The 25,349-nt window shown below is 71.3% G+C and carries 18 protein-coding genes and 2 pseudogenes; 12 read left to right on the top strand and 8 right to left on the bottom strand.

From position 1 onward, the window contains the following. Nucleotides 1-383 precede the first annotated feature (383 nt). From Sri02f_RS41215 to Sri02f_RS14150, 4 genes are all read right to left on the bottom strand, one after another. Nucleotides 384-527, bottom strand: a complete 144-nt coding sequence (locus Sri02f_RS41215) for a hypothetical protein (RefSeq protein ID WP_159106709.1) — start codon at nt 525-527, stop codon at nt 384-386. Between the two features lie 16 nt (nt 528-543). Beyond that, complete coding sequence (locus Sri02f_RS14160) at nt 544-1,329, bottom strand: ABC transporter permease (RefSeq protein ID WP_109001547.1); 786 nt, start codon at nt 1,327-1,329, stop codon at nt 544-546. 153 nt (nt 1,330-1,482) lie between these two features. Beyond that, nucleotides 1,483-2,676, bottom strand: a complete 1,194-nt coding sequence (locus Sri02f_RS14155; RefSeq protein ID WP_245970629.1) for a putative hexosyltransferase — start codon at nt 2,674-2,676, stop codon at nt 1,483-1,485. A 412-nt stretch (nt 2,677-3,088) separates the two neighbouring features. Further along, nucleotides 3,089-4,642, bottom strand: coding sequence for a DUF8823 domain-containing protein (locus tag Sri02f_RS14150; protein WP_109001509.1), 1,554 nt, complete (start codon nt 4,640-4,642; stop codon nt 3,089-3,091). A 321-nt stretch (nt 4,643-4,963) separates the two neighbouring features. Here Sri02f_RS14150 and Sri02f_RS14145 point away from each other — a divergent pair, with 321 nt between their 5' ends. Continuing rightward, nucleotides 4,964-6,349, top strand: coding sequence for a sensor histidine kinase (locus Sri02f_RS14145; RefSeq protein ID WP_245970628.1), 1,386 nt, complete (start codon nt 4,964-4,966; stop codon nt 6,347-6,349). 215 nt (nt 6,350-6,564) lie between these two features. After that, nucleotides 6,565-8,214 (top strand): alkaline phosphatase family protein, encoded by a 1,650-nt coding sequence (locus Sri02f_RS14140; protein ID WP_109001508.1) that lies wholly within the window; start codon nt 6,565-6,567, stop codon nt 8,212-8,214. A 178-nt stretch (nt 8,215-8,392) separates the two neighbouring features. Here the strand turns inward: Sri02f_RS14140 and Sri02f_RS14135 are convergent, their stop codons facing one another. Beyond that, entirely contained in the window at nt 8,393-8,575 is a 183-nt protein-coding gene (locus tag Sri02f_RS14135; protein ID WP_109001507.1) for a hypothetical protein, read from the bottom strand. On the opposite strand from Sri02f_RS14135, the pseudogene Sri02f_RS42760 reads away from it, so the two are divergent. After that, a pseudogene (locus Sri02f_RS42760) lies at nt 8,571-8,824 on the top strand (Tn3 family transposase); the annotation flags it as partial. The gene Sri02f_RS14135 and the pseudogene Sri02f_RS42760 overlap by 5 nt on opposite strands. Nucleotides 8,825-9,191: 367 nt before the next feature. Here the strand turns inward: Sri02f_RS42760 and Sri02f_RS14125 are convergent. After that, entirely contained in the window at nt 9,192-10,151 is a 960-nt protein-coding gene (locus tag Sri02f_RS14125; RefSeq protein ID WP_109001506.1) for a helix-turn-helix domain-containing protein, read from the bottom strand. 244 nt (nt 10,152-10,395) lie between these two features. Between Sri02f_RS14125 and Sri02f_RS14120 the strand changes: the two genes are divergently transcribed. From Sri02f_RS14120 to Sri02f_RS14100, 5 genes are all read left to right on the top strand, one after another. Next, nucleotides 10,396-11,241: an SDR family oxidoreductase gene (locus Sri02f_RS14120; RefSeq protein WP_109001505.1), complete on the top strand. Its 846-nt coding sequence runs from the start codon at nt 10,396-10,398 to the stop codon at nt 11,239-11,241. Between the two features lie 75 nt (nt 11,242-11,316). Next, the gene (locus Sri02f_RS14115; RefSeq protein ID WP_109001504.1) at nt 11,317-11,799 is read left to right on the top strand and encodes a nitroreductase family deazaflavin-dependent oxidoreductase; all 483 of its coding nucleotides are present in this window, start codon (nt 11,317-11,319) and stop codon (nt 11,797-11,799) included. 114 nt (nt 11,800-11,913) lie between these two features. Beyond that, the gene (locus tag Sri02f_RS14110; RefSeq protein WP_109001503.1) at nt 11,914-12,894 is read left to right on the top strand and encodes an aldo/keto reductase; all 981 of its coding nucleotides are present in this window, start codon (nt 11,914-11,916) and stop codon (nt 12,892-12,894) included. A gap of 89 nt (nt 12,895-12,983) precedes the next feature. Then, a complete protein-coding gene (locus tag Sri02f_RS14105; protein ID WP_109001502.1) occupies nt 12,984-13,523 on the top strand; it encodes an NAD(P)H-dependent oxidoreductase in 540 nt (179 codons plus the stop codon). An 811-nt stretch (nt 13,524-14,334) separates the two neighbouring features. Next, nucleotides 14,335-16,017 carry an SWIM zinc finger family protein gene (locus Sri02f_RS14100; RefSeq protein WP_245970627.1) on the top strand — a complete coding sequence of 561 codons (1,683 nt, stop codon included), beginning with the start codon at nt 14,335-14,337 and terminating at the stop codon, nt 16,015-16,017. Nucleotides 16,018-16,060: 43 nt separating this feature from the next. On the opposite strand, the gene Sri02f_RS14095 is transcribed toward Sri02f_RS14100, so the two are convergent. Both Sri02f_RS14095 and Sri02f_RS43860 read right to left on the bottom strand, forming a co-directional pair. Beyond that, nucleotides 16,061-16,420 (bottom strand): PIN domain nuclease, encoded by a 360-nt coding sequence (locus Sri02f_RS14095; RefSeq protein WP_109001500.1) that lies wholly within the window; start codon nt 16,418-16,420, stop codon nt 16,061-16,063. Beyond that, nucleotides 16,417-16,672 (bottom strand): annotated as a pseudogene (locus tag Sri02f_RS43860) (type II toxin-antitoxin system VapB family antitoxin). The gene Sri02f_RS14095 and the pseudogene Sri02f_RS43860 overlap by 4 nt, the downstream one beginning before the upstream one ends. 158 nt (nt 16,673-16,830) lie before the next feature. Between Sri02f_RS43860 and Sri02f_RS14085 the strand changes: the two are divergent. Genes Sri02f_RS14085 through Sri02f_RS14070 form a run of 4 tightly spaced genes read left to right on the top strand, consistent with a single transcriptional unit; the run spans nt 16,831 to nt 25,029 of the window. Continuing rightward, the gene (locus tag Sri02f_RS14085; protein ID WP_109001499.1) at nt 16,831-18,450 is read left to right on the top strand and encodes a TIGR02677 family protein; all 1,620 of its coding nucleotides are present in this window, start codon (nt 16,831-16,833) and stop codon (nt 18,448-18,450) included. After that, nucleotides 18,447-19,685, top strand: a complete 1,239-nt coding sequence (locus Sri02f_RS14080) for a TIGR02678 family protein (RefSeq protein ID WP_109001498.1) — start codon at nt 18,447-18,449, stop codon at nt 19,683-19,685. Before Sri02f_RS14085 ends, Sri02f_RS14080 begins: the two co-directional genes overlap by 4 nt. Then, complete coding sequence (locus Sri02f_RS14075) at nt 19,682-23,785, top strand: TIGR02680 family protein (protein ID WP_109001497.1); 4,104 nt, start codon at nt 19,682-19,684, stop codon at nt 23,783-23,785. Before Sri02f_RS14080 ends, Sri02f_RS14075 begins: the two co-directional genes overlap by 4 nt. After that, the gene (locus Sri02f_RS14070; RefSeq protein ID WP_245970626.1) at nt 23,776-25,029 is read left to right on the top strand and encodes a TIGR02679 family protein; all 1,254 of its coding nucleotides are present in this window, start codon (nt 23,776-23,778) and stop codon (nt 25,027-25,029) included. Before Sri02f_RS14075 ends, Sri02f_RS14070 begins: the two co-directional genes overlap by 10 nt. Nucleotides 25,030-25,349: the final 320 nt, after the last annotated feature.

Below are 25,349 nucleotides of genomic sequence, written 5' to 3'. Positions count from 1 at the left end.
GACGTGACACATACCGCGACCGTGGTAGCCGGAAATCGCTGCGCGGGGACGACGCGCCAGCGGCCGTCCATGGGCGAGGGTGGGACCTGGAACGGAGGTTTCGCCATGACCGAAGCCCACTGCCTGACCGACAAGTCCGGCGAGAAGACGGCCATCGAGGAATGCCGCACGGTCCGTGAACCACTGTGCGGCCACGCGCTCATGACGCTCGCCCCAGAGGAGGCGAGCGCGGTGCGGACTCACCTGGCAACGTGCGACACATGCCGGGACACACGCGACTCCCGCGCATCCGTGCCCGCGCACTTGTCCCTGCTGCGCGACGCCCTGGCGTGCGACAAAGGCCGACACACGCGGGCGTGCGCGGCCACCCGCGGCGATTGCCGTCACGCCTCGCCCCGTCGGCGCAGGGCAGCCCCTTCGGCCGTGACCACGCAGATCACGCTGTCCCAGTGGGTCAGCAGGACCACGTCGTCCACCAGGTGAACAGACCTCGCCACCCTGTTGCCGCCGATGCGCTCAGGGAGCACAGCCCGACGGGACTACTCACGTCGGCGGTCTGATCTTGCGTGGCGGGCCGGTCGGCGCGGCGCCCGGGCCGGGGCGGTGCAGGTGGTGGCGGGCGACGAGTTCGAGCGTCACCGCGACCGCGACGGACTGCACGGTCATGAGCGCGATCAGAACGAACAGTTGCACCGCTCCGGCCATGACGGGGCTGGCCCCTCCGAGGAGCATGCCGACGAACGCGCCGGGGAGGGTGACCAGCCCGACGGTGCGGGTCTGGTCGAGGCCGGGCAGGAGTGCGTCGGAGGCCGCGGGGCGGGCGATCTCCATCCGTGCGTCCCGGTCCGGGAACCCCAGTGCCATCGCGGCTTCCACCTCGCCGTGGCGCTGGGCCAGTTCGTCCAGGGCGCGCCGTCCGGCCAGTACGGTCACGGTGAGGGCACCGCCGATGAGCTGGCCGGTGATCGGGATCAGCGCTATGCCCTTCAGGGGGACGAGTCCCGTCAGCAGCAGCGCCGCGACGACCGGGATCACGCCGGCGCTCATCGGGGCGGCCGTCAGCCACCAGGTGTGATTGCTGGTGATTCTCCGTCCGGCCGTACGCACCGCCACCGTGAACATCACGACGAGGAACGTCAACAGCCCCAGCACGGCCTTGACGGCCCAGGCAATGACCACCGAGACCACGGCGAGTTGGACGGTGGCACGGAACCCGGCGACTAGGATCTCCCGGGCCCTGCTCTTGTACGGGTGAGGGTCGAGACGGAACCAGCCCGCGACCGCCGCCGCCACCAGCAGCAGCACGGCGAGCAGGACACCCAGGGACATGTTGACCGGTATCAGAGGCGCCGCGCTGGAAGTCACGTCTCCCACCTTAGGAGCCCGCTGCCCGGGTGGGTGTTTCCGGCTGATCGCCGGAACTTCCGCACCGGCTGGACCGCCGGCCGCTCTGGCGCCGTCGGGAGACGCGGCGTCCTTTCGTCACAGGGCCCGATGGGAGACGGTGAGAAGGTAGGTGCCGTAGAAGAGAGAGACGCCGGCCAGGGCCGTGAGCAGGACGACGACGGTGCGTAGGCGGCTCCGCGCCAGATGCACGGCGAGCGGGAGCAGCAGAGGGAAGGCCGGCAGCAGGAACCTCGGCTTGCTCGTGAAGAAGTGGGTGCCGCCGAGAGCGATCACCATGAGGACCGCGCAGTACGTGAGCAGGGGCAAGGGCATCCTGTTCAGTACGCAGAAGACGAACAGCAGCAGGGAGCCGAGGACGATCGCGGCAGTCACATAGACGACGAGGGTGTCGTGCCCGACGATCACATGCTTGAACATGTGGGCGGTGTAGTGGCCGAAGTCGAACCGTGAGCCCCACAGGCTCTGCACATGGAAGTAGCCGACGGGATCGTGTGTCCTGAGCCCCACCCAGCCGATGTAGCCCAGCCATCCGAGGGGAGCCACCGCGGCGGTCGCCCAGGCGCGTGCAGCGGTGGGCTCACCGGCGCGGCGCAGCTGCCAGAGATGAGCGACGGCGCCGGTGACGACGGCGACCGCCACGGCGAGGCCGTTGGGCCGGCACAGCCCGGCCAGGATCGCCAGCGTCCCCGCGGTCAGCCAGCGGCGGGTCAGCATGGCGTAGAGCGACCAGGCGGAGAAGGCCGTCATGAGGGGTTCGGCGTACGCCATCGTCAGGAGGATCGCGTGCGGCAGCAGCGCCCACAGCGCCACAAGGATGATCCCGACGCGTCGGGTGTGCAGCAGCTCGCCGACCGCGTACACGCCCCAGGCCGCCACCAGGGCGGCACTCCATGCGATGAGCAGCGCCACGTTGATCGGACCGATCGGCAGCACCGTGGCCCCAGCGCGGATCAGGCCCGGGAAGAGGGGGAAGAACGCCAGGTCGTTGTGGACGCCGTGGCTTCCTTTGGAGTGGACGATCAGGCCGTAGCCGTACTGAGAGAGGTGCCAGTACCAGTGGCCGTCCCATGCCAGGCCGAGCACGGTGCGCGGGTGCCTGCCAAGGTGCAGCGACCACAAGGTCGCCAAGATCACGCCGGTGAGCCGCACAGAGGCGAACACCGCCAGCGCGGGCAATGCCTTCCCCAGCTCGAAACGACGCCGCCGCTGCCGAGGCGGCGGACCGAGCCTCAGCGCGAACCGCCGCGTGAGCGGGTCGCTCGTCTTCATGGGGCTGTCCCCCATTTCGGACCTCTTCTCTGCCCTGCAGGAGGGAACGACCGGAGGCCGGGTTCCACTGATCAGAAATCTCTTACTTCATGAAACCTGGTGACAATCACCGCTAATGCCCTATTAAGGAAATGTCGCCCTGTAGTCCCCCGGATCGCAGATGGCGCTCAACGAGAACGCGACGCATCGCTGGTCCGCGTCGCCGGGCACTCCCATCGGGAACGCGGGTGCGACATTCACCGTTTCGCGCAGACGTCCGCGAAACGGTGCTGCGGAAGAGCGCGCCAAGGGAGGATGCTCATCGAGCTCCGGCTGATCCCGCGTGCTCCCAGAGCGTTTCAGCAGTCCTGACGGTGATTCGATCGAGGCAAGGTGTGGGCTCTGGCCCCGGGTGTGCGTACCGCCCCGATGTTCAGCTGCAGCCGTTCGATCTCGGGAGGCGATAGGCCGATCCGAGTCGGTAGTCGCCTCGTTCGGGGGCCTTGAGCCGAGTCCAGGCACCAATGTGTTCGATGCATGCGCCTGGTGCGTTGAGCCAAGGAGAGTAGGCGATCCGTACGATTGTCGACCCCGGCGAGGGCATGTGTACGACCAGGCTCGCTTCGTCGGTGCGCAGGACCGTTGCCGGAGCGGACACCAGTGGTTCGGGTTCCTGCAGGCGGTAGACGACCCAGCCGTTGTCTCGCCATACGGGCTTGAGCCACCCTGGTGGGTGCTTGACGAGGTTGGCTTCGGCGAGGCCGGCGCCGTCGGGTTCGCCGAGAGGCAGGACGACCAGGCCCACTGCCCAACGATCCAGCCATGCGCGGTACTTCGCGGCACTGAATGTGCCGTCGTAGAAGAGGCGACCGCGCTCGACGTCGAGCTGACGGTTCCAGCCGCGTGCCATATTGACGTGCGGGGCGAGAAGGTATGCCTCGCGGTGGGTGCGGTTGGGGACGACCTCGACGCGAGTGCGGTCCGCGTGCAGCCGGTCGAGCGCGGCGATCACACCGTCGGTGTCTTTGGCCCACGACGGCAAGGGTCGGGAGGCAGCCACATCGTCATACGTGTTGCTGATCAACCAGCCTGTGCAGGTGACCATCATGGCCGCTAGTGCGGCGTGGCGGAGGGCGTGACGCGGCGCGCGGATCGGGAAGTGGGTCAACGACGCCGCGAGGAGAACCGGGGGCCCGGTGAGCATGGCCAGCCGGTTGACGTTCGCACCCATCGGCGACGCCAGGGAGAAGGTCACGAGGACGCCGATGGCGTAGGCGACCGCGCTGTAGCGCACGAGGCGCCAGCCGCGAGGGGCGGCCCACCCCAGGGTCGCGCAGAGGATCAGTGGAATCCACAGCTTGTCCCTGGGCATGGGCTGCTCGCCAGTGAAGGGGAACAGCAGGGTGACCGCGCCAGTCAGCAGGACGGGCGGAGCGATGAGTGAGGCCGCCTTCGCCCACTGCCGGTCCATCAGATACGCGGCACCGGCCACAGTGAGGAACGCTCCGGCGACCGGACTTGTGCACGCGCTGAGAGCGGCCAGCGCTGCGCACGTCACGGTGGCAACACGTCTGTGGGAGATTTGGAGTGCGAGAAGCGCCAGCAGCCCGACGGCCGCGCCCAGCGCGAACGTGCTTCGTCCGGACGCCACGTTGCACCACACGGCCAGCGCCCCCAGCAGTGCGGACCATAGCGCGCGCCGGACTTTCGCCCGGACGAGCAGGGCCGCCAGAGCCCAGGTCCCGGCGAGCCCGGCGGCCACGGACACCGTCCTGACACCGAACGTCGCCATCGCCACCGGGGCGAGGACGCTGTAGTTGAAGATGTGCATGCCGCCGTACCACGACAGGTTGTATGCGGATCCCGGGTGGCGCGCCATGAACCCGGTCCACGCGAGTTGAGCCGCGAGATCGCCTCCTCCGGTGGCGAGAAGCGCCGCCCACAGGACGTAGAGGGGGACGGCGACCGCGGTTGCGGCAAGAGGCACGCGCCAGGCGGAGATGGAGGGAACGGGCGCGGCCGGGTTGCCGGGCCCGCCTCGGTGGCCGGCCGCGCTGCCTGGCCTTCCACTCCCGCACGCGGCGGGAGCGTTCTCCTCCGTGGTGCTGATAGCTGAGGCGTACTCGGAACCTGACTCGAGCCTGTGATTGAGCACCGGTTCGCGTCCTGACGCCCTGTTTCCGATGTCCACCGAAACGAGGCTAAGGGCTGTCCCGTCGTTCCTGTGGATCAGCGCGCGGCTTAATCGTAAGGCGAAAGAACGTCCGCATTTTCTGGTGTGTGTGGTCGTGCGCCCGCCAGGGATGAGATGAGGGGACAGCCCATGTGGCGAGGCCTGGAGAGCGCGACGCTGCCAGAGCCGCGTCGGGCCCGGTTCAAGATGGCCTGGGTCCACACCGGCACGCGCTCCCTGCCGACTCAACAGGCTCCCCGTCTCCATCGCCCTGCACAACCCCAGAGGGCGGGATACCTGTACGCCGACCAGCGCGACACCCTCGAGCGGTCAGCCCTGGCCGCGGCCGTGAGCGTGAGCCCGGACTGCACGACCGGCGACCCGGTGGAACTGCCCAAGCCCCCGGCGGGCGGGCACCTCGGTCTGTACGACCCGCAGTCACGGTTGCGGGCGGGCAGCGGCCCCCGTGCGGGCGACGCCCCAGTCCGTCGCGCTCTCGGCGGAGAGGCCGTACGGGGCCACTCGGGCGGTGATCTGGTGGTCACCGTGCCCGTCTCCCACGCCGAGAAGGTGATCGGCGTCGTGCGGGTCTCGTTCCCCGCGTCCTCCGTGCGCGACCGCGTCCTCGTCGCGTGGGCGGTGCTGCTGGGGGTGGCGGCGTTGGCGCTGGCCGTCGCGGTTGTCGTGGCCCGCCGTCAGGCACGGGCCCTGGCAGTCCCGTTGGAGGATCTGTCTCGCCACTGCCGGGCCGTGACCGAGGGCGACCTGAACGCCCGTGCCGCCCGCAGCGGCATCGGCGAGATCGACCAGGTCGCCCGCACCCACAACGAGATGCTGCACAGCCTCTCCGAACTCCTTCGCCACGAAGGCGACTTCACCGCCAACGCCTCCCACCAGCTGCGCACCCTGCTCACCGGTCTGCAACTCGCCCTGGAGGCGGGCCTCGCCCAGGACGACGACGCCGGGCTGCGCCCCGTCCTGACCGAGGCACTGGCCACCACCCACCGCCTGTACCACACGGTGGAGGAGGTGCTGCGTCTGTCGGGTGCCGGCAAGGTGCCCCCCTCCGCCGCCGGGAAGATCGCGGTGGGGCAGTTGCTGCGGGACGCCGAGGAACGCTGGCACGGCCCCTTCGCCCGGGACGGCAGACGCCTGGAGTGCGCCGCACGGGGCACACCGACCGATGTGCTGGTCCCAGCCTCGCCCGTGTCGGAGGCGCTCGGCATCCTGCTGGACAACGCCCGCGTGCATGGGCGCGGGACCGTCCGGGTCACCGTGCGGGACCTGGAGGACGCCCTCGCCTTCGACGTGCGGGACGAGGGCGCCGTGGTGGGCGAGCCGGCCCGGCTGTTCGACCGGGGGCACACCGGGGGCGGACCGGGAGCGGGTATCGGCCTGGCTCTCGCCCGGGACCTGGCCGTCTCGCTGGGCGGCAGGATTTCCCTGGCCAGTGCTCGCCCGGCCACCTTCACCCTGCTCATTCCCGTCGACCGGGACGAGGCACCGGAATCGCCCGGGTGAGAGGACCGTCCTGCGTCGACCTTCCGGTGGCGAACGGACCGGGCTGCTCGACGGGGCAGTGGACGTCCCTTGGTCTTGAAGAAAAGCAGACCTGCTTGATGAAGACACGACCGCTTCTTCCGTGGGCGTTCATACACGCGCCGTTTCCGGTACGCAAGACGCGACTCTGATGGGCCCGCCCCGCAAATCGCCCCAAAGAGCCGGGAGATGCACCGATGTCCAGAAGTTATGTCAGACTCGCAGCCGTTTTCGCTGCTGCGGGAGTCCTCACCGGCGTGACCGCGGTCCAGCCCCCGGCGTTCGCCGCCTCCCACCACCAGGCCCGCGCCAAGCACGTCCTGCTGATCTCGGTCGACGGACTGCATGAGGCGGACCTGGCCTGGTACGTCTCCCGGCACCCGAACTCGGCACTGGCGCGGCTGGTCGGCGGCGGCGTGGAGTACACCCACGCCAAGACCACCACGCCGTCCGACTCCTTCCCCGGCATGGTCGCCCAGGCGACCGGTGGCGGCCCCGGCACCACCGGCGTCTACTACGACGACACCTACAATGCGGCGCTCCTGCCCGCCGGGACCACCAGCTGCAAGGCCGTCAAGCCCGGTGTCGAGGTGGACCTCACGGAGGACCTGGACAAGAACCAGGCATCCATCGACGCCGGGCAGGGCCTCAGCGGCCTGCCGGCCAGCATCCTGTCGATGACGGGCCACCCGGCGAGCCTGATCAATGCCTCCAAGCTGCCGGTCGACCCCAAGACCTGCAAACCGGTCTACCCGCACTCCTACCTCAAGGTGAACACCGTCTTCGAGGTGGCCCGCAGTGCGGGGCTGCGCACCGCGTGGTCGGACAAGCATGCGGCATACGAAATCCTCAACGGGCCCTCGGGCACCGGCATCCAGGACCTGTTCACGCCCGAGATCAACAGCGACGCCCTCGGCTACCCGGCCGGCAACGACTGGACCAAGGACAACCAGGCCACCGAACAGTACGACGGCTACAAGGTGCAGGCCGTCCTCAACGAGATCGACGGATACGACCACAGCCGTAGTCACAAGGTCGGCACCCCGGCGATCTTCGGCCTCAACTTCCAGTCGGTCTCCACCGCGCAGAAGCTGCCCGCCTCCGACGGGCTCACGGGCGGCTACACCGCCAAGAACGTGCCCGGACCGCTGCTGGCGAAGAACCTGGACTTCGTCAACGCGAGAATCGGCGCCCTGACGTCCGAGATCGCCAAGCGGCACCTGGCCGACAGCACCACGGTCATCCTGTCCGCCAAGCACGGGCAGTCGCCCACCGACCCCAACGCGCTCACCCGGATCGACGACGGCCCGCTGCTGGACGGCCTCAACGCCGCCTGGAAGAAACTCCATCCCGCCGCCGGCGATCTGGTCGCGCACTCCGTGGACGACGACGCGATGCTGCTCTGGCTGACCGACCGCTCGCAGGCCGCCACCGAGTTCGCCAAGAGGTACCTGCTGGCGCAGAGCGGCACCGGGACCGACATCAACGTCGCACCCAGGACCTTCACCCGCAGCGGGCTCAGCAAGGTCTACGCCGGGAAGGCCGCGGCCCGCTACTTCCACGTCGAAGCCGGCGACGCCCGTGTCCCGGACATCCTCGGCGTCGCGCAGTACGGCGTCGTCTACACCGGCGGCACCAAGAAGATCGCCGAGCACGGCGGCTCCCACGCCGACGACCTCGACGTTCCGCTGGTGGTGTCGGGCGCCTCGGTTCCGGACGGCGTGCGTGACTCCACGCGCGTGCAGACCGAGCAAATCGCTCCGACGATCCTGAGCCTGCTCGGTCTGAACCCGAGCTCCCTGCAGGCCGTGCGCGAGGAGCACACCAGGGTGCTTCCGGTCCGCTGACCGGTCCGGTGCGCCCCGGGGCGGGGTGGGCGTAGGCGGCGCTGGTGGTCGGGCGCGCCCGATCACGGTCCGTGCCGAGCAGCCGGCCCTGACGGCGAGGTCGCGGCCACGACCCACAGAGTGCGGGCGGGGCCGCCCAGGTGGATGTCACCTGGGCGGCCCCGGACCGGGTGGGAGTTCAGCCGGTCGGCCCCGCCGGGGTCGTCGTGGTCTTGAAGCCTTCGGTCTTGTTGGCCTGGAGGGCGAAGTCGTTGGTGAACGTCTTGCTGAGGTCCACCGACCCCTTCACATTGACTACCGGTTTCTCCGTCGCCAGGGAGGTCTTCGGACCGCCGGCCGGCATGAGGCCGTCGGGCTTCATGACTGAGTGGCACCAGCGGTACCGCGGCCCCGGCGTGATGATCTACTGGCACTGTCGAGAAGAAGTCGCTGTGCGTCTACAGCCAGCTCGAGTCCTGCTCGGTTTCCGAGGCCGCCGCGATGATCGAGGGCGTCCTGCGGCACTGCACGGACGTGGAGATCGACCGGCAGTACACCGACACGCACGGCGCCTCCATCATCGGGTTCGCCTTCGCCCACATGCTCGGCTTCAGCCTGCTGCTGCTCCTCCAGGACATCCTGGGCGAGGAGAAGTGGCAGGAGCGGCTCACCGATGCCGACCGGCGGGCCCTGTCCCCACTGTTCTGGACCCACGTGGACCCCTACGGCCGGTTCGAGCTGGACATGAACAGCCGCCTCGATCTGGACCTGTCCATCCGGACGACGGTGCCCGGCCCGCTCATCCCGCAGGGAGAGACAGCCGCAGCCCCGGCATGAACACCTCGGGCTCTGGGCCTGGCCGGATCCCGAGGGGCCTCGGCCGCGTCCATGCGAACCGAGCGCCGCCCTCGCCCACCCCGATGCGTTTCGGGTGTTGCCGTCCGGGTGGTCAGTTGTCGTGTTCGCGGGCGGGCATGTCGCCTCGCGTGGCCCGTCGTTCAGTCCGGTGTTTCGCCCGAGTCGGCGGGCTGGGAGTCGTTGGCCAGCGCGGACCGCTCGATGTCGTCGTGGGTCGCGGCCCAGCTGGCCAGCAGGTTCAGGGCGTCCTGCGAGGGTGAGTGGGGTTCGGCGGTGTAGGTGAGGAGGAACTGGCTGGGGCCGTCGGGGAGCGGGAAGGTTTCGAAGGGCAGGTCGAGGTCGCCGACGACCGGGTGGTGGAGGAGCTTCACGCCGGTGGTGTGCATGCGGACATTGTGGGCCGCCCAGCGGCGACGGAATTCCTCGCTGCGGGTGGACAGCTCCCCGATCAGGTCCGTCAGCCGCCGGTCGTAGAGGTCGCGGCCGGCCTCGGCGCGCAGCATGGCGACCGTGTCGCCTGCGACTTCGTCCCAGTGGCGGAAGAACTCGGTCGCGTGCGGGCTGAGAAAGACAAAACGGGCGTTGTTCGGCGGCCGTACCGGGTCGGCGTAGACGGGTGAGAACAGGGCACGTCCGAGGTGGTTGGCGGCCAGGATGTCCCCGCGTCCGCTGAGGATGAACGCGGGTGTGCCGGTCATTGAGTCGAGGACGCGCTGCACCGTGGGCCGGACACGCTGCTGGGCGGGTCGGCGGCGTGGCGGGCGGGTCGTGCCGGCGCCGCGCAGAAGGTCGAGCAGGTGGATGCGTTCGGCCTCGTCGAGCTGAAGTGCTTGCGCGATGCCCTCGATGACGCTCTCGGAGACGCCGGTGGCGTTGCCGCGCTCCAGCCGGGTGTAGTACTCGCTGGAGATGCCCGCGAGGAGGGCGACCTCCTCCCGGCGCAGCCCGGTGACCCGTCGGCGTTCCCCGCCGTACAGGGGCAGTCCGGCCTGCTCGGGGGTGACCTTGGCCCGTCGCGTGCCGAGGAATTCCCGGATCTCCGCACGGAAATCATCGCGGATGTCGCGGTTGGTGCCGTTGGGGTCGCTTCTGCCTGCCATGCGCTTCACTCTACGAGCGCATCCGCCGGGTTGGGGGTCCCTGTCAGTGACCCCCTCATCAGGGACTCCCACCCTCGCGTGACAGCCGGTTTTGTTGGTGGTGCGCCGCCCACGGCGGTGTGAACCGTCCAGGCAGACGGCTCGTGCCGCCGGCCCCAGCCCCCTCTGCGGCGCCGGCTGCGGTGCAGTCATCACCCCCGCACACAGCGAGTGCCGGAGCACGGCGCCTGAAAGGAAACCCCCCATGAGCAAGGTCATTCTCGTCACCGGTGCCGGACGTGGCCTCGGCACGGACATCGCCCGCGAGGCCCTCGCCGCCGGTCACCAGGTCGTCGCCACCGGCCGCCGCCCCGACGAGGTCGAGAAGACCCTGGGCGGGCCGCAGGACAACCTGCTGGTCACCAGGCTCGATGTCACCAGCCTGGAGGACGCCGAGGCCGCCGCGCAGGCCGCCGTCGACCGCTTCGGCCGCATCGACGTCCTGATCAACAACGCCGGGAACCTCTTCACCGGCTACTTCGAGGAGATCTCGCCCGCGCAGATGCGCCGGCAGTTCGAGACCAACCTCTTCGGCCCGATGAACGTCACCCGCGCCGTCCTGCCGATCATGCGCAAGCAGCGCGCCGGCCACGTCATCACCATCACCTCGACCGCAGGACTGGTCGGCATGGAGTTCACCTCCGCCTACGCCGCCTCGAAGTTCGCGGAAGAGGGCTGGATGGAGTCCCTGCGCTACGACGTCGAGCCGTACAACATCCACACCACGATCGTGGAGCCCGGCTACTTCCGCACCGAACTCCTCGTGGACGGCTCCACCAACTGGCCCGAGCTGTCCATCGACGACTACGCCCCGCGCACCGCACCCCGGATCGAGGGCATGAAGAGCATGAACGGCCAGCAGCCCGGCGACCCCGCCAAGCTCGCCCGCGCCCTGCTCACCATCGCCCAGCAGGAGAAGCCGCTGCTGCGTTTCGTCGCCGGCGCCGACGCCATCGAGGCCGCCGAAGCCAAGGCGAAGGAGCTCCTCGCCCAGGCCCAGGCATCCCGCGAACTGGGCGGCGCCCTGGCCTACGACGACGCCCACGCCTGAGCACCACGCCCCGCACCCCGGCCAGGACGGAGGAGCGCGCCGGGTGCACGTTTCGACAGCACGGAGAGAGTCAACATGCCCCTCAAAGGCGAGTATGAGCCGAGCAAGGCGCAGTTTGTACGGGACCAGGTGGAGCTGTACGAAAGCTCCGGCGGTACGCAGGGAACGACGCTGAGTGTCCTGATCGCACGTGAAGAAGACGAGAGGCTCCGGGACCTGCCCGTCGTCATCCTGACCACCCTGGGAGCGAAGAGCGGCAAGATCCGCAAGACGCCGGTCATGCGGGTGGAGCACGACGGCTCCTACGCCGTGGTCGCCTCCATGGCGGGAGCCCCCACCCACCCGCTCTGGTACCACAACGCGGTGGCCGACCCCCGGGTCGAACTTCAGGACGGCCCGGTGCGCCAGGACATGCTGGCACGCGAGGTGACCGGGGATGAGAAGGCCCTGTGGTGGGCCCGAGCCGTCGAAGCGTTCCCCGACTACGCCGAGTATCAGAAGAACACGGACCGTGAGATCCCTGTCCTCGTTCTGGAGCCAGCAGCCCACGAGCACTGACCCGGCGCAGCTGGTTCAGCCTGCGGATCACCCCAGCACGGTCCGCCGACAGGTGGCGCCCCACTACTCACGACTACCGGCAGGCCTGACGGCCGTCACGACAAGGAGTACCTGATGAAGCACGTATCACTGGGCGGGCTCGATGTCTCCCGCATCGGCCTGGGAGCCATGACCATGGCCGGCACCTACACCACGGGCGGAGGGCTCGACGACGCCGAGTCGATCCGCACCATCCACCGGTCCCTGGACCTCGGGGTCACCCACATCGACACCGCCGAGATCTACGGCCCCTTCCACAGCGAGGAAATCGTCGGCAAGGCCATCAAGGGCCGCCGAGACGACGTCGTCGTGGCGACGAAGTTCGGCCTCGTCTCCCACGCCGGCGACGGCCCCGGCGTCATCGACAGCAGCCCCGCCAACGTGAAGACCGCGGTGGAAGGCTCGCTCAAGCGGCTCGGCACCGACCACATCGACCTCTACTACCAGCACCGCGTCGATCCGAATACCCCCATCGAGGAGACCGTCGGTGCGCTGGCCGAACTGGTCACCGAAGGCAAGGTGCGCCACATCGGCCTCTCTGAGGCCGGCCCGGAGACGATCCGCCGGGCACATGCCGTACATCCGGTGACTGCACTGCAGACCGAATACTCCCTGTGGACCCGCGACGTCGAGGCCGAAATCCTCCCGCTGCTGCGCGAGCTCGGCATCGGATTCGTGCCCTACTCACCGCTCGGCCACGGCCTGCTGACCGGGCAGATCCGCACCGTCGACGACTTCGCCGACGACGACTGGCGCAAGACCAACCCGCGCTTCACCGGCGAGAACTTCCAGCGCAACCTGGCGATCGTCGACGAAGTACAGGCCATCGGAGCCGAGATCGGCGCCACCCCCGCCCAGACCGCGCTCGCGTGGCTACTGACCCGCGGCGACGACATCGCCCCCATCCCCGGAACCCGCCGGGTCGCACGCGTCGAAGAGAACACCGCCGCCGACGGCATCGAACTCAGCGCCGCTCAGCTCGACCGCCTCAACAACCTCACACCGGCCGCAGGCGAACGCCACGACGAGGCAAACATGGCCAGCATCGACCGGTGACCTGACGCCCTGTCGAATCTGGCCCGTCACACCCGGCTAGCCCGCACCTGCTCATTCATTTCCCTGATCACTGAAGAGGTTCTCTCATCATGCCCAAGGTTCTCCTTGTCGTAGGCCACCCCGACCTGTCCCAGTCGAGGGCCAACAAGGCTCTGGTTGACGCCGTCCGCGAGCTGGCCCATGTCACCGTGCACGACCTCTACGCCACCTACCCCGACTTCCAGATCGACGTCGACGCCGAGCAGGCACTGCTGGCCGACCACGACGTGATCGTCTTCCAGCACCCGGTGTTCTGGTACAACACCACCCCCCTGTTCAAGCAGTGGCAGGACAAAGTCTTCACCCTCGGCTGGGCCTTCACCATGGACGGCTCTGCCTCGCAGCTGGCCGGCAAGAAGGCCGTCGTCGCCGTCACCGCCGGCGTCCCCGCAGACCACTACACCCCCGAAGGCTCGAACCAGGCCACCATCGAGACCCTCCTCAGCAACTGGCACGCCACCCTGCGGCTCTGCCAGTTCGACATCCAGCCGATGGTCAAGCTGTACGGCACCGCCTTCGGCCTCTCCGACGAAGACCTGAACACAGCCGCCAAGCAGTACAACGAACTGCTTGCCTCCTTCGCGGCCTGACCGCACTCTCACGACGACAGCTCACTGCGCCGGTGTGAAGGCGACGGCCCTCGCGGGTCCTGTGACCCCGGACACCTGCGCCACAGGCACCGGTGCCGGCGTCGACCGCACCTGAAGCGTAGGCAGGCTGAAGGGGTCCCGGCTGTCTGGATGGGCCGATCGGGGCACGACCGATGGCTGACTGGGCAACGTCTGGGCCTGCGAATACGGACCCATAGGCTCCGCCCCGTTTCAGGGGCTGAGCCTATGGGCGCTGGAAAGGAAATCCGCTGCGGCAGGGTTCGAGCCCCGCGCCGAACTGGTACGACGCCCTGCCAAGCCCGTGGGTCCTGTCCAATCAGGCGGTGTCGGGACGTAGTCGGGACACAAGGACAGGAACAGACTGACAAAGGCGAAGGGGCGTCGACACGAGCCGCCCCTTCTGACCTGCGGAAACGTCTCTTCGGGCTGCGGGATTCGGGACTTTGGCCCAACGGAGTGACCCCGTTGGGCATTGCTTGGGTAGACGCCTGGGTCTGCAGTTGCCCTTGGGGCTGTGACCTGCGGTGATGTAGTGGCTGGCGGGGCGGCGGGCTGGAGTGGAACCGCGCCCAGGGGACGCTCAGGGGACACGAGGTTCGGGAACTGCGGTGCGGCTTCGCGGTGCACTTCTTGCCTGGGCTCTCTCGCCGTCACGACCAGCTCCGCGCGGACGCCCGCGGCAGGGCCGCGTCCTTCGGCTCGGGTACCCCGCCGCACGCGGCCGCGCACGAGTGGACGGCAGGAGTCGCCGGGCCTCCGCGAGCCCCCCATCCGCGGTTGAATATGCGGTGTGGCACGGAAAGTTGTGGGGTTCGGCGAGGACGATCTGCGGGCGCTGGCCGGGGTGCGGTCCTTCGAGCGGGGGCTGGGGTATCTGGACGCGGTGAGCGGTCTGGAGGTGGGGGAGAGCTCGGCCACCGCCGTGGTGCACGGTACGGATGCCTATGAGGTGGAGCTCACCCTGGCCGGGGACGACGGGCTCTCGGGGTGGTGCGACTGCCCGTACGGGCAGGAGGGCAACTTCTGCAAGCACTGTGTGGCGGTGGGGCTGACCGTGCTGCGGCGGGCCAAGACGATCCCGCGTCAGCGGGCCGCGGCACAGGCACGGGCCTCCGGCCTGGAAGCGTGGCTGACTGCGCTGTCCCGGGACGAACTCCTGACGCTGGTGCGGGAGCAGATCGCCGAGGACCGCGGGCTGCGCCGGCGCCTGGAGCTGCGGGCCGCCGCAGCTCGCTCCGACCTCGGTACGGTCCGGGAACGGATCCTGGCGCTGGTCGATCCGCGGCCCTTCGCCCGGTACGGGTACGTCGAGTACGCCGCTGCCCCCGGGTATGCGCAGCAGGTGGCAGAGGCGGCGGCCGCGCTGCGCGCCCTGACCGCCGACGGTCGGGCGGCACAGGCGGTCGGTCTGGCCGAGGAGGCGATCCGGGTGCTGGGGGAGGCGTATGAGGAGATCGACGACTCCGACGGTGTGGTGGGGCAGGCCGCCGCCGCGGTGGCCGAGGCCCATGTGGAAGCGTGCGGAGTCGCGCGCACCGATCCGGAGCGGCTGGCCGAGTGGCTGGCCGGCCAGGTGCTCGGCGACGGCGGCGAGCTGACGGATCTGGACCCGCTGGACTATGCCGAGGCGCTGGGGCCGAGTGGGCTTGCCCGCGTGCGGCAGTTGGCGGCCGAGGCACTCAGGCGCAGGCCGTCCGGGTGGGCGGCGCGGTATCTGATGGAGCGTCTGGTCAAGGCGGAGGGCGACATCGACGCGCTGGTCGCCCTGTACGCACAGGACCTCGACCCGTCCGGTGCCACCCATCTGCGCATCGCCGAGGAGCTGGAGTCCGCGGGCCGCGCTGACGAGGCGCTCACATGGGCGGAGCGCGGACTTCGGGACTGTGCCGCCGAGACGTACATCGAGGGCCGCCTGGTCGACTACGTGTGTGCCCGTTACGCGAAGGCGGGGCGGCATGCCGACGTGGTCGGTGTGCGCCGGGTCCGGTTCCGCACCGAGCGGTCCCTGGTCGCCTACCAGCAGCTGCGCTCTGCCGCTCAGGCCGCAGAGTGCTGGGGGACCGAGCGCGTGGCCGCGCTGGCCGCGCTGAGGGAAGACGCCCGCCGTGAGCGCGGCGGCCGGTACGGCGGGCCCGTGCTGATCGACGCGCTGCTCGATGACGGCGATGCGGACGCGGCCTGGCGCGAGGCCGAGGGCATCGCCGACGACCGGCAGTGGGAACACCTCGCCGACCTGTCGCGCGAGACGCACCCGGCCGAGGCGCTCGCGGTCTACCTGCGGCTGATCGAGCGGCTGAAGGAGCCGACCGGTGACCGGGTCTACGAGCATCTGGCGCGGCTGCTGCAGGGTGCCCGTGACTGCCATCGTGTGCTGGGGACGCAGGAGACGTTCACCGGCTATCTGGCCGGCCTGCGGGCGGAACTGAAACGCCGGCGCAAGCTGATGAGCATCCTCGACCGGTACGGGCTGTGAAAGGGGGCCCGATGCCCGCTCACCGCGTGCCGGACTGTGCTTCTCAGTCCCTGACGTCGATCATGCGTACGGGCTGTCCGGTCGCACGGGCGATCGTCTCGAAGTCGCGGTCGTAGTGCAGCAGGGTCAGCCCCGCCTCTTCCGCGGCGGCGGCGACCAGCAGGTCGACGGGTCCCTCGCTGCGATGCTCGCCCTTGGCGGTGAGCAGCTCCTGGACGACGCGTGCGCGGCGGTAGATGCCGTCGGGCATGGGGCACCAGGTGGAGTAGAGGACTTCCAGTTCGGTGAGGTCGCAGAGGGCGACGAGTCCCGCGCCGATCCTGTCGTCCCACTCGGCCGTGCTCTGGCCGAGGAGGACGCGGGCGAGGGCGGAGGTGTCGATCAGGTAGTCGGCGAAGGTCACGCATCCGCTCCCGCGCCGCCGGCACCGTCCGGCTCGCCGGTGGACCGGTACTTGCTCTTGTCGAGGAGAACGTCCATGTCCAGGGCGTCTTCGGCGACCAGTTCGCGGGCCTCTCCGAGAGCGCAGTCGCCGGTAGCGGGCGGTGACCTCCCGCAGGGCGGTGTTGATGGTCTCGCGCTTGGTCGTGGTGCCGAGCTCCTTGGCGGCAGCTTCCAGGGCCTCGTCGTCGAGATCGATCACGGTGCGGCTCACGGCGCCCGCTTATATATACAGCCTCATATATCAATATACCTGGTCGAGTATGCCTGGGCGGGGGTTACTTGTTCCGAGTCGTCTGCGCATGGCAGCCCAGCGCAAGGGTCCGGCCGGAATTGCCGCTGGAGAGGTCTCATCCGGAAGAATGCAGGACGATGACGTCACGACCTGCGGAACCGGACCGCATCCGCCCCGACGAGGCCGCCGCATCCGCGGACTCCTCCGCCGAGACCTCGTACGCCCCGTTCGCCCACCTCACCGCACCCAACGCCGCCCTCTACCGCCAGGTGATGCGTGTGTTCCTGCTGGCCAAGGAGCGGTTCGCGGTGCATCTGCGGCCCGAGGACGTGCACGCCGCGCTGCCGTCGGAGCACCGCCCCGCCGCCCCGGACGCCGTGGTCAAGGCGCTGGACAGCCTCGTCGGGTGGGGCAATCTGCGGGCCGATCCGGACACCGCCCGGGTCACCGCGGTCGAGGACTTCTACCGCAGGCGCTTCATCTACCAGCTCACCCGGGCCGGCGAGGCCGCGGAACAGGCGCTGTCCGTGTACGACGAGGCGCTGGGGCGGCGCGGCGCGCTGCAGGCGGTGGCGCTGCACGACATCGTCACGCAGCTGCGCGCCCTGCTCGTGATCGCCGCCGAGCACGAGGAAGGCGAACCGGATCCGGCCAAGGCCCACCTGGCGCTGTCCACGCTGACGAACCGGTTCGAGGCACTGGCGGAGAACGCGCGCGCCTTCATGGGGTCGCTGCAGCGCACCATCGACCTGCACGGCGTCGAGGTCGAGGTGTTCCTCGCCTACAAGGACCGGCTGATCCAGTACCTGGAGCGGTTCATCCAGGACCTGATCACGCTCGGCGGGCGGATCGCGCGGCTCATCGGCGAACTGGAGGAGCAGGGCCGGGTCGGCGTGCTGCTGCGGCTGGCGGCGGCACGGGAGGCGGCCGACGCCGCCCCGGACGAGGCCGAGAGCGCCGAGGCGCGGGCGCGGGCGCGGTGGGCGGCGAAGTGGGCGGGCCTGTCCGCCTGGTTCGTGTCCGCCGACGGCCGCGAGTCCCAGGCCCGGCTGCTGCGCGGCCGCGCCCTCGGCGCCATCCCGCAGCTCCTCGCCGTCGTACGGCAGTTGAACGAGCGGCGGGCCGGGCGTTCGGACCGGTCGGCGGACTTCCGCACCCTGGCCCGCTGGTTCGCCGAGGCCCCCGACGCCGAAGCGCGGCACCGGCTGTGGCGCGCCGCGTTCGGTCTGTACCCGGCCCGGCATCTCACCGTCGACGCCGACACCCTCGCCGACCGCGCGGCCCGCCCGGTGGCCGCCTCCACCCCGTGGGCCGAGGCCGAGCCGCTGCGGATCAGTCCGCAGCTGCGTCGCACCGGCAGCTACGAGCGGCGCGGAAAGCCCCGCAAGGTGCAGGACCGCTCCGAACAGCGGCGGCTGCTGGCGGAGATCGCCGCCAAGCAGGCAGAGGAGATCGCCGCGGCCCGCGCCCGGCTCGCGACGGACGGCATCACCCGGCTGTCCGCGCTGGGCGAGCTCGACCCCATGGCCTTCGGCCTGTTCCTGCGGCTGCTCGGCGATGCCCTGGCCACCTGGCGGCCCGGCATGACGACGACCGTCACCACCAGCAACGACGGCACGATGGACATCCGGCTCACCGCGCTCGACGACGGTACGACGGCCGAGGTCCGCACGCCGGGCGGGGTGTTCCGCGGCCCCGACCACCTCGTCGAGATCACCGACCTGACCGCGGGTGTCCCCGCACGGGAGGCGCGATGACCACACCCCTGGGTGAGGTGCTGGACGGCCGGCGCACCGCCGAGTTCCAGAAGGCCGCACGTGCCCTGCTCAAGGAGCCGCTGCTGCTCGCGCACGGACCGGACGCCGACGCGTACCGCCTGGTCAGGCAGTACACCGGCGAGCTGCGCGACTGGTTCGAGCGCAACACCGGCTGGTCGCTGCGGGTGGACGCGGAGGTCGCCCGGCTGCGCAAGACGCCTGGCACCCTCGCCGATGCCACCCACCCGGCCCGCGAGGCGTCCCGCGCCGGTGCGCCGTTCACCCGCCGCCGCTACGTGCTGCTGTGCCTGGCGCTCGCCGTACTGGAGCGCGGGGAGGCACAGATCGCGCTCGGCCGTCTCGCCGAACAGGTGGTGCTGGAGGCCGCCGACCCGCACCTGGCCGCGGCCGGGTTGCAGTTCACGCTGGAGCGGCGCGACGAGCGAGGGGACCTTGCCGCCGTCGTACGGCTGCTGCTGCGCCACGGCGTGCTGCGGCGGGTCGCCGGGGACGAGGACGCCTACGTCAGCGGGACGGGCGATGTGCTCTACGACGTCCAGCGCCGTGTCCTGGCCGGACTGCTCTCCGCCCGCCACGGCCCCTCCACGATCACGGCCGACGGCTTCGAGGAGCGGCTGGACCGGCTCATCGCGGAGAGCGCGCTGGACAGCGGCGAACTGCGGTTCCGGGCGATCCGCCAGAAGCTCACCCGCCGCCTCCTGGACGACCCGGTGCTGTACTACGACGAGCTGAGCGACGAGGAACTCGCCTACCTGACCCGCCAGCGAGCTTTCCTCACCGCCCGCGTCGGCGAACTGACCGGCCTGGTGGCGGAGGTGCGCGCCGAGGGCATCGCCATGGTCGACCCCCAGGACGACCTCACCGACGTACGGATGCCGGAGCAGGGCACCCACGGGCACGTCACCCTGCTGCTCGCCGAGCACCTCGCGGCGGCGGGCGGCGAGGTGAGCCGCGAGGAACTTGAGCGCCGGGTGCGGGAACTGGCCGTCGAGCACGGCGGGTTCTGGTCCAAGAGCGCCAAGCAGCCCGGCGCGGAAGGGGAGCTGGTGGAGCAGGCTCTGGCCAAGCTGACCGCGCTCGCCCTGGTCACCCGCACGCCCCAGGGCGTGGCTCCGCTACCCGCACTCGCCCGGTACGCGGTCGGCGAGACCGTTGTCGTGGAACCGGGAGTCCGCAGTCCCCGCACCTCTCGACGAAAGGCACCGCAGCCGTGACCGCCCTGCCCCAGCCCGCTCCCGGCCGCTGGCGACCGCTGCGCATCGGCCTGGTCGACCTCTTCTACTACGACACCGAGGAGTTCTGGTTCCGCGACGGCCGGCTGCTGCTGCGCGGCAACAACGGCACCGGCAAGTCCAAGGTCCTCGCCCTCACCCTCCCGTTCCTGCTGGACGGCGACCTGTCCGCGCGCCGTGTGGAGCCGGACGCAGACCCGAACAAGCGCATGGAGTGGAACCTGCTGCTGGGCGGGGAGCACCCGCACCCCGAGCGGCTCGGCTACACCTGGATCGAGTTCGGCCGCGTCGACGCCGACATCGGGCAGGCCCATTTCCGCACGCTCGCCTGCGGGCTGAAGGCGGTCGCGGGCCGCGGCGTCGCCCGCCACTGGTACGCCGTCACCGACCAGCGCGTCGGCGAGGACCTGAGCCTGCTGGACGCCACCGGCACCGCGCTGTCCCGGGACCGGCTCGCGGACGCGGTCGCCGGACGCGGCATGGTGTACGACACGGCCACCGCGTACCGCAGGGCGGTCGACGAGGCGCTGTTCGGCCTCGGCGAGCGGCGCTACGCCGCCCTGGTCGACCTGCTGATCCAGCTGCGCCAGCCCCAGCTGTCGAAACGACCCAACGAGACCGCCCTGTCCCGGGCGCTGACCGAGGCGCTGCCGCCGATGGACCAGGCGGTCGTCGCGGACGTGGCCGAGGCGTTCCGGTCCCTGGACGAGGAGAAGGAGGAGCTGCGGGCCGCCGCCGAGGCGGAGCGGGCCGCCTCCGCGTTCCTGGACCACTACCGCCGCTACGCCCGCGTCGCGACAAGGCGCCGGGCCCGGCTGCCCCGCAGCGAGCACGCCCGCTACGAGCAGCTGCACCGCGACCTGGCCCAGGCCCGTGCCGAGCGGGAGGAGGCCGAGCGGGACCGGGCCGCTGCCGCTGAGCGGATCGCCGAGCTGGAGGAGACCGCCACCCGTCTGAAGGCGCAGGAGGCGGCCCTGCGCGAGGGCCCCGAGATGCGCAGCGCCCGGGAGCTGGAGCAGGCGGCGGCCGATGCCCGCCGCACCGCCGGGGAGCTGGCCCGCGCCGAGGCCGACCGGGACGAGGCGGCCCAGGCGCACACCCGGGCGCTCGGCCGCCTGGAGACGGCCCGGCGACGCCTCGACGCGGCCGAGGAGCGGATCGCCGACACGCTCACCCGCGAGCGGGAGGCGGCAGCCGCGGCCCGGCTCGACGGCGGGCTGCGCACCGACGGCGTGCCGGAGAGCGAACTGCGCCGTACGGCCGAGGAGTCCGTGGCGCGCAGGCGCCGCACCGTCGAGCACGTGGAGGAGCTGGCAGCCCGCGCCGACGAGGCCGCCGCCGAACGGCGGGCCGCCGCCCGCCGGCTGGACGAGGCCGAGACCGAGGCCGGCCACACCGCGGGGCGACAGGCCGAGGCCGAGGAGCGGGCCGCCGAGGCGGGCCGGGACCTCGTGGCCCGCGTCCGCGCGCATCTGGACGCCTGCCAGGAGCTGGCCGTCGCCGATCCGGCCGGGCTGCTGGACGGCCTCCAGGACTGGGTGACGCACTGTCAGGGCTCTTATCCCGCACGGGAACACGCGGCTCAGGCCCACCGCGAACGGGCGGCGCGTCTGGCCGACCGGACGGCTGCCCTCGGGCAGGAACTCGCCGGGCTCCGGGCCCGGTCCGCCGAGGCCGAGCGGGAACTGGCCGAGCTGGAGGCGGGCGGCCAGCGCGGCCCCACGGCACCGCACACCCGGACGCCCGGCGTCCGCGACCAGGCGCCGGGGGCGCCGCTGTGGCGGCTGGTCGACTTCCGCGAGCAGGTGCCGGCCGGTGAACGGGCGCGCCTGGAGGCCGCGTTGGAGGCCTCCGGTCTGTTGGACGCCTGGGTGTACCCGGACGGCACCGCCGTGCACGCGGACGGGCACGACGTTCTGCTGTCGCCGGGTGCCCCCCTGAGCGGGCCGACGCTCGCCGACGTGCTCCGCCCCGCCGTCGACCACGGCGACGCCCGAGCCCTGTCGGTGGGTGAGGAGACCGTCTCCCGGCTGCTGGCGGCCGTGGGTCTCGGCTCCGGCGGATCCGGTGACACCTGGGTGGCGGCCGACGGCCGCTTCCGCATCGGGGCGCTGACCGGCGGCTGGTCGAAACCGGCGGCCGTGTACGTCGGCGAGGGCGCCCGCGAGGAGGCGCGCCGGGCCCGGATCGCCGCCCTGCGTGACGAACTCGGCGCCCTGGCGGGCGAGATGGACCGGCTCGACGCCGAGCGCGCCGACGTGGACCGGCGCCGGGGCACCCTCGACACCGAGCTGGCCGCCCTTCCCGACGACGCCGCCCTGCGCCACGCGCACGCGCTCGCCGCCGCCGCCGCCGACGCCGCGCACCGGGCTCGTTCCCGCCGCGACGAACGCTCGGCCGAACTGGCGGCCGTGTCCCGGCGGGAAGCCGGGGCCGCCACCGAACTCGCAGAGACCGCGGCGGCGGTGAACCTGCCCGCGGACCGGGCGGGCCTGGCCGCCGTCCGCCAGGCTCTGGCCGACTACGGTGCCGTCCTCGCCGCCCTGTGGCCCGCCCTGAGCGAGCGCACCGACGCGGCGCGTGCCCTGGCCGACGAACATACCGAGACCGAGCGGGCCGGCACTCGGGTGGCCGAACTGTCGCTGCGCGCCGAGGAATCGGCGCGTCTCGCCGCCGCAGCAGACGAACGCCACACCACCCTGCGTTCCACCGTCGGCGCCGCCGTCGCGGAACTTCAGCGGCGCCTCGCCGAGACCGCCGACGCGCTGGTCGCCTGCGAGGGCGACCAGCGGCGGGCCCGCGAGGACCACACGGCCGCCGACCGGCGCGCCCATCTCGCCCAGGGGCACATCGAACGCCTGGAGGTGGACGTCCGTGACGCTACCTTGGCCCGCGCCGAGGCCATCGCGGCGCTCCAGCGGTTCGCAGCCACCGGGCTGCTCGCCGTCGCCCTGCCCGAGGCAGCCGTACCCCCGCTCTACGCCGGGCCATGGGCCGCCACCCCCGCCGTCGCCCTCGCCCGCTCCATCGAGGCCGAACTGTCCGGAACCGATGATTCCGAGGGGGCCTGGGAGCGGGTGCAGAAGCGGCTCAGCGAGGAGTACAAGAAGCTCCAGGACGCCCTCTCCCGCGGCGGCCACAGCGCCTCCGCGCGGATGGCCGAGGAGGGCATGGTCGTCGAGATCGTCTACCAGGGCCGTCAGCGGGCCGTCCCCGAGCTCGCCGAGGCCCTCGCCGCGGAGGTCGCCGAGCTGACCCGCATCCTGTCCGCGCACGAACGCGAGATCCTCGAAACCCACCTCCTCACCGAGGTCGCCGGCACGCTGCAGGAGCTGATCGGCGCCGCCGAGCGCCAGGTGCGGGCCATGAACGCCGAACTTGAGGAACGGCCCACCTCCACCGGCATGAGGCTGCGCCTGGTCTGGCGCCCTTCGCGCAAGGCTCCGGCCGGCCTCGCCCAGGCCCGCGAGCGGCTGCGCCAGTCCGCCGACGCCTGGACGCCCGAGGACCGGGCCGCGGTCGGCGAGTTCCTGCAGGCCGAGATCGCCCGCAGGCAGGCCGACGACACCGCGGGCAGCTGGCTGGAGGTCCTCACCGCGGCCCTCGACTACCGCGCCTGGCACGAGTTCGGCATCGAACGCCACCAGCACGGCAAGTGGGTCCCGGCCACCGGGCCCGCCTCCGGTGGCGAACGGGTCCTGGCCGTGAGCGTGCCGCTGTTCGCGGCGGCCTCCTCGCACTACGCCACGGCCGCCCCGCACGCCCCGCGCCTGGTCACCCTGGACGAGGCGTTCGCCGGGGTCGACGACGACTCCCGCGCCAAGTGCCTTGGCCTGCTGCACGCCTTCGACCTGGACGTGGTGATGACCAGCGAACGCGAATGGGCCTGCTACCCGCAGGTTCCCGGCATCGCCATCGCCCAGCTCTCCCGCGTCGAGGAGATCCCGGCGGTCCTGGTGACCCGATGGGAATGGGACGGAGCCGAACGGGTGCGGGGTACGGAGCCGGGCCATGGGCTCGTGTCCCTGCCCGCGCAGGCCGTCGCCTCCACCGCTGAGGGCGAGGACGCCCTGTGGCCGTGAACGACGGGCGGCCCCCGGCGCCCGTCGACCGCGACCGCCTGGCCCGGCTGCTCGGTGGCCCGGACCTCGCCTGGCTGGTCGACCGCGTATGCCGTCGCATGGCACGGGAGGAGCCCCTGACCGGCCCGGTCACCCTGGCCGACCCCACCCCCGCGCAGCGCGCCGCCGCAGAACGGCTGCTGGGCCGTGCCCCCGGCGCCGGACGCTCGCTCAGCGTGCGCCTCGACACGGTGGACGCCGTCCTGCGCCGCTCCGGCGTCAGCCCCGGCGGCCTGGGCTCCGCCGTCACCGCCCTCACCGGACCCGTCGCCCGGGTCGCCGACGTTCGCGAGCGGGAGGAGCAGGCCTGGCGGGACGCGTACGCCCCGCTCGACGAGCTCATCCACACTCACAGGCCCCAACTGGCCGGCTGGGCCGAGCGGCTGCGCGCGGACGGCCTCGTACGCCGGCTCGCCCGTACCCCGCAGGCGGCGAAGAGCCTTCTGGGCGGCACGACCGAGGCCCTGCGCCGGCTGCCCGCAGACCCGGCCGTCTCCCTGTCCGTTTTCGCCGCCGCCACCCTCAACGACGCCCACGCCCTCGACGACGGCACCCCGCTCGCCACCCTCGTCCTGTCCGGTGCCCGCGCCCTGACCGGCTTCCCAGAGGGCAGCGGAGCCGAATGGCGCCGTGAGGCCTGGGCCTCTGCCGGACTCCTCAAGGACGCCCTGTCCGCCACGGTCCTGACCCTGGGCCTGCACGGCTCCCCCGCCCTCGACTGGGCGGCCGGCGAGGGCGAACCGGCGGTCCTGACGCTACGGCAGCTCACCCGGCAGCCGCCGCGCACGGCACCTGCTGTCGTCCGCGTCTGCGAGAACCCGGCCGTCCTGGCCGTCGCGGCTGACACCCTGGGCACCGCCTGCCCGCCGCTGGTCTGCCTCCAGGGTCAGCCCTCGGCCGCCGCCCTCACCCTGCTGCGGCACCTGCACGCCCAGGGAACCACGCTGCGCTATCACGGCGACTTCGACTGGGGCGGACTGCGCATCGCCTCCGCCCTGCTGCGCCGCATCCCCTGGCACCCCTGGCGCTACACGGCCGCCGACTACCGTGCCGCCGTCGCGGCCACCCTCCTGGCCCCGCCCCTGACCGGCACGCCGACCACCGCCGCGTGGGATCCGGACCTGCCCGCTGCCCTCACGGAACTCGGCGTGCGCATCGAGGAGGAGACGGTACTCGACGACCTGCTGACCGATCTCGGCCAGTGAGCGGGGCGGCTACGGCGCCGTAGCCGTCTCACCGCGTGTCCCAGGCTCCCCCCACGGGGAGGCTCCCAGGACCGCCAGGGGACCCGCAGGGGACGGAAGGACCCGGAAAGATCAGGAAGGCCGACGCGGAGAGAGAACGGCAAAGCGCCTCTGACCTGCTGCTATAGGAAGATCGAGGCAAGAGCGGGGACGGATCGGAAGATCCGAAAAGGACTCATAATCCGTCAGCCGTGGGTTCGAGTCCCACCCGCCCCACCACTCGCTACGCGAGGAGAATCGATCCGAGCGGCGACTATGCGGGCTGGGCGGCGAGTTGAGGG

The sequence above is a fragment of the Streptomyces rishiriensis genome, assembly GCF_003112535.1.
Taxonomy (GTDB): Bacteria; Actinomycetota; Actinomycetes; order Streptomycetales; family Streptomycetaceae; genus Streptomyces; species Streptomyces rishiriensis.
Note: the sequence above shows the minus strand (reverse complement) of the source record. Positions and strands in the feature narration are given on the sequence as shown.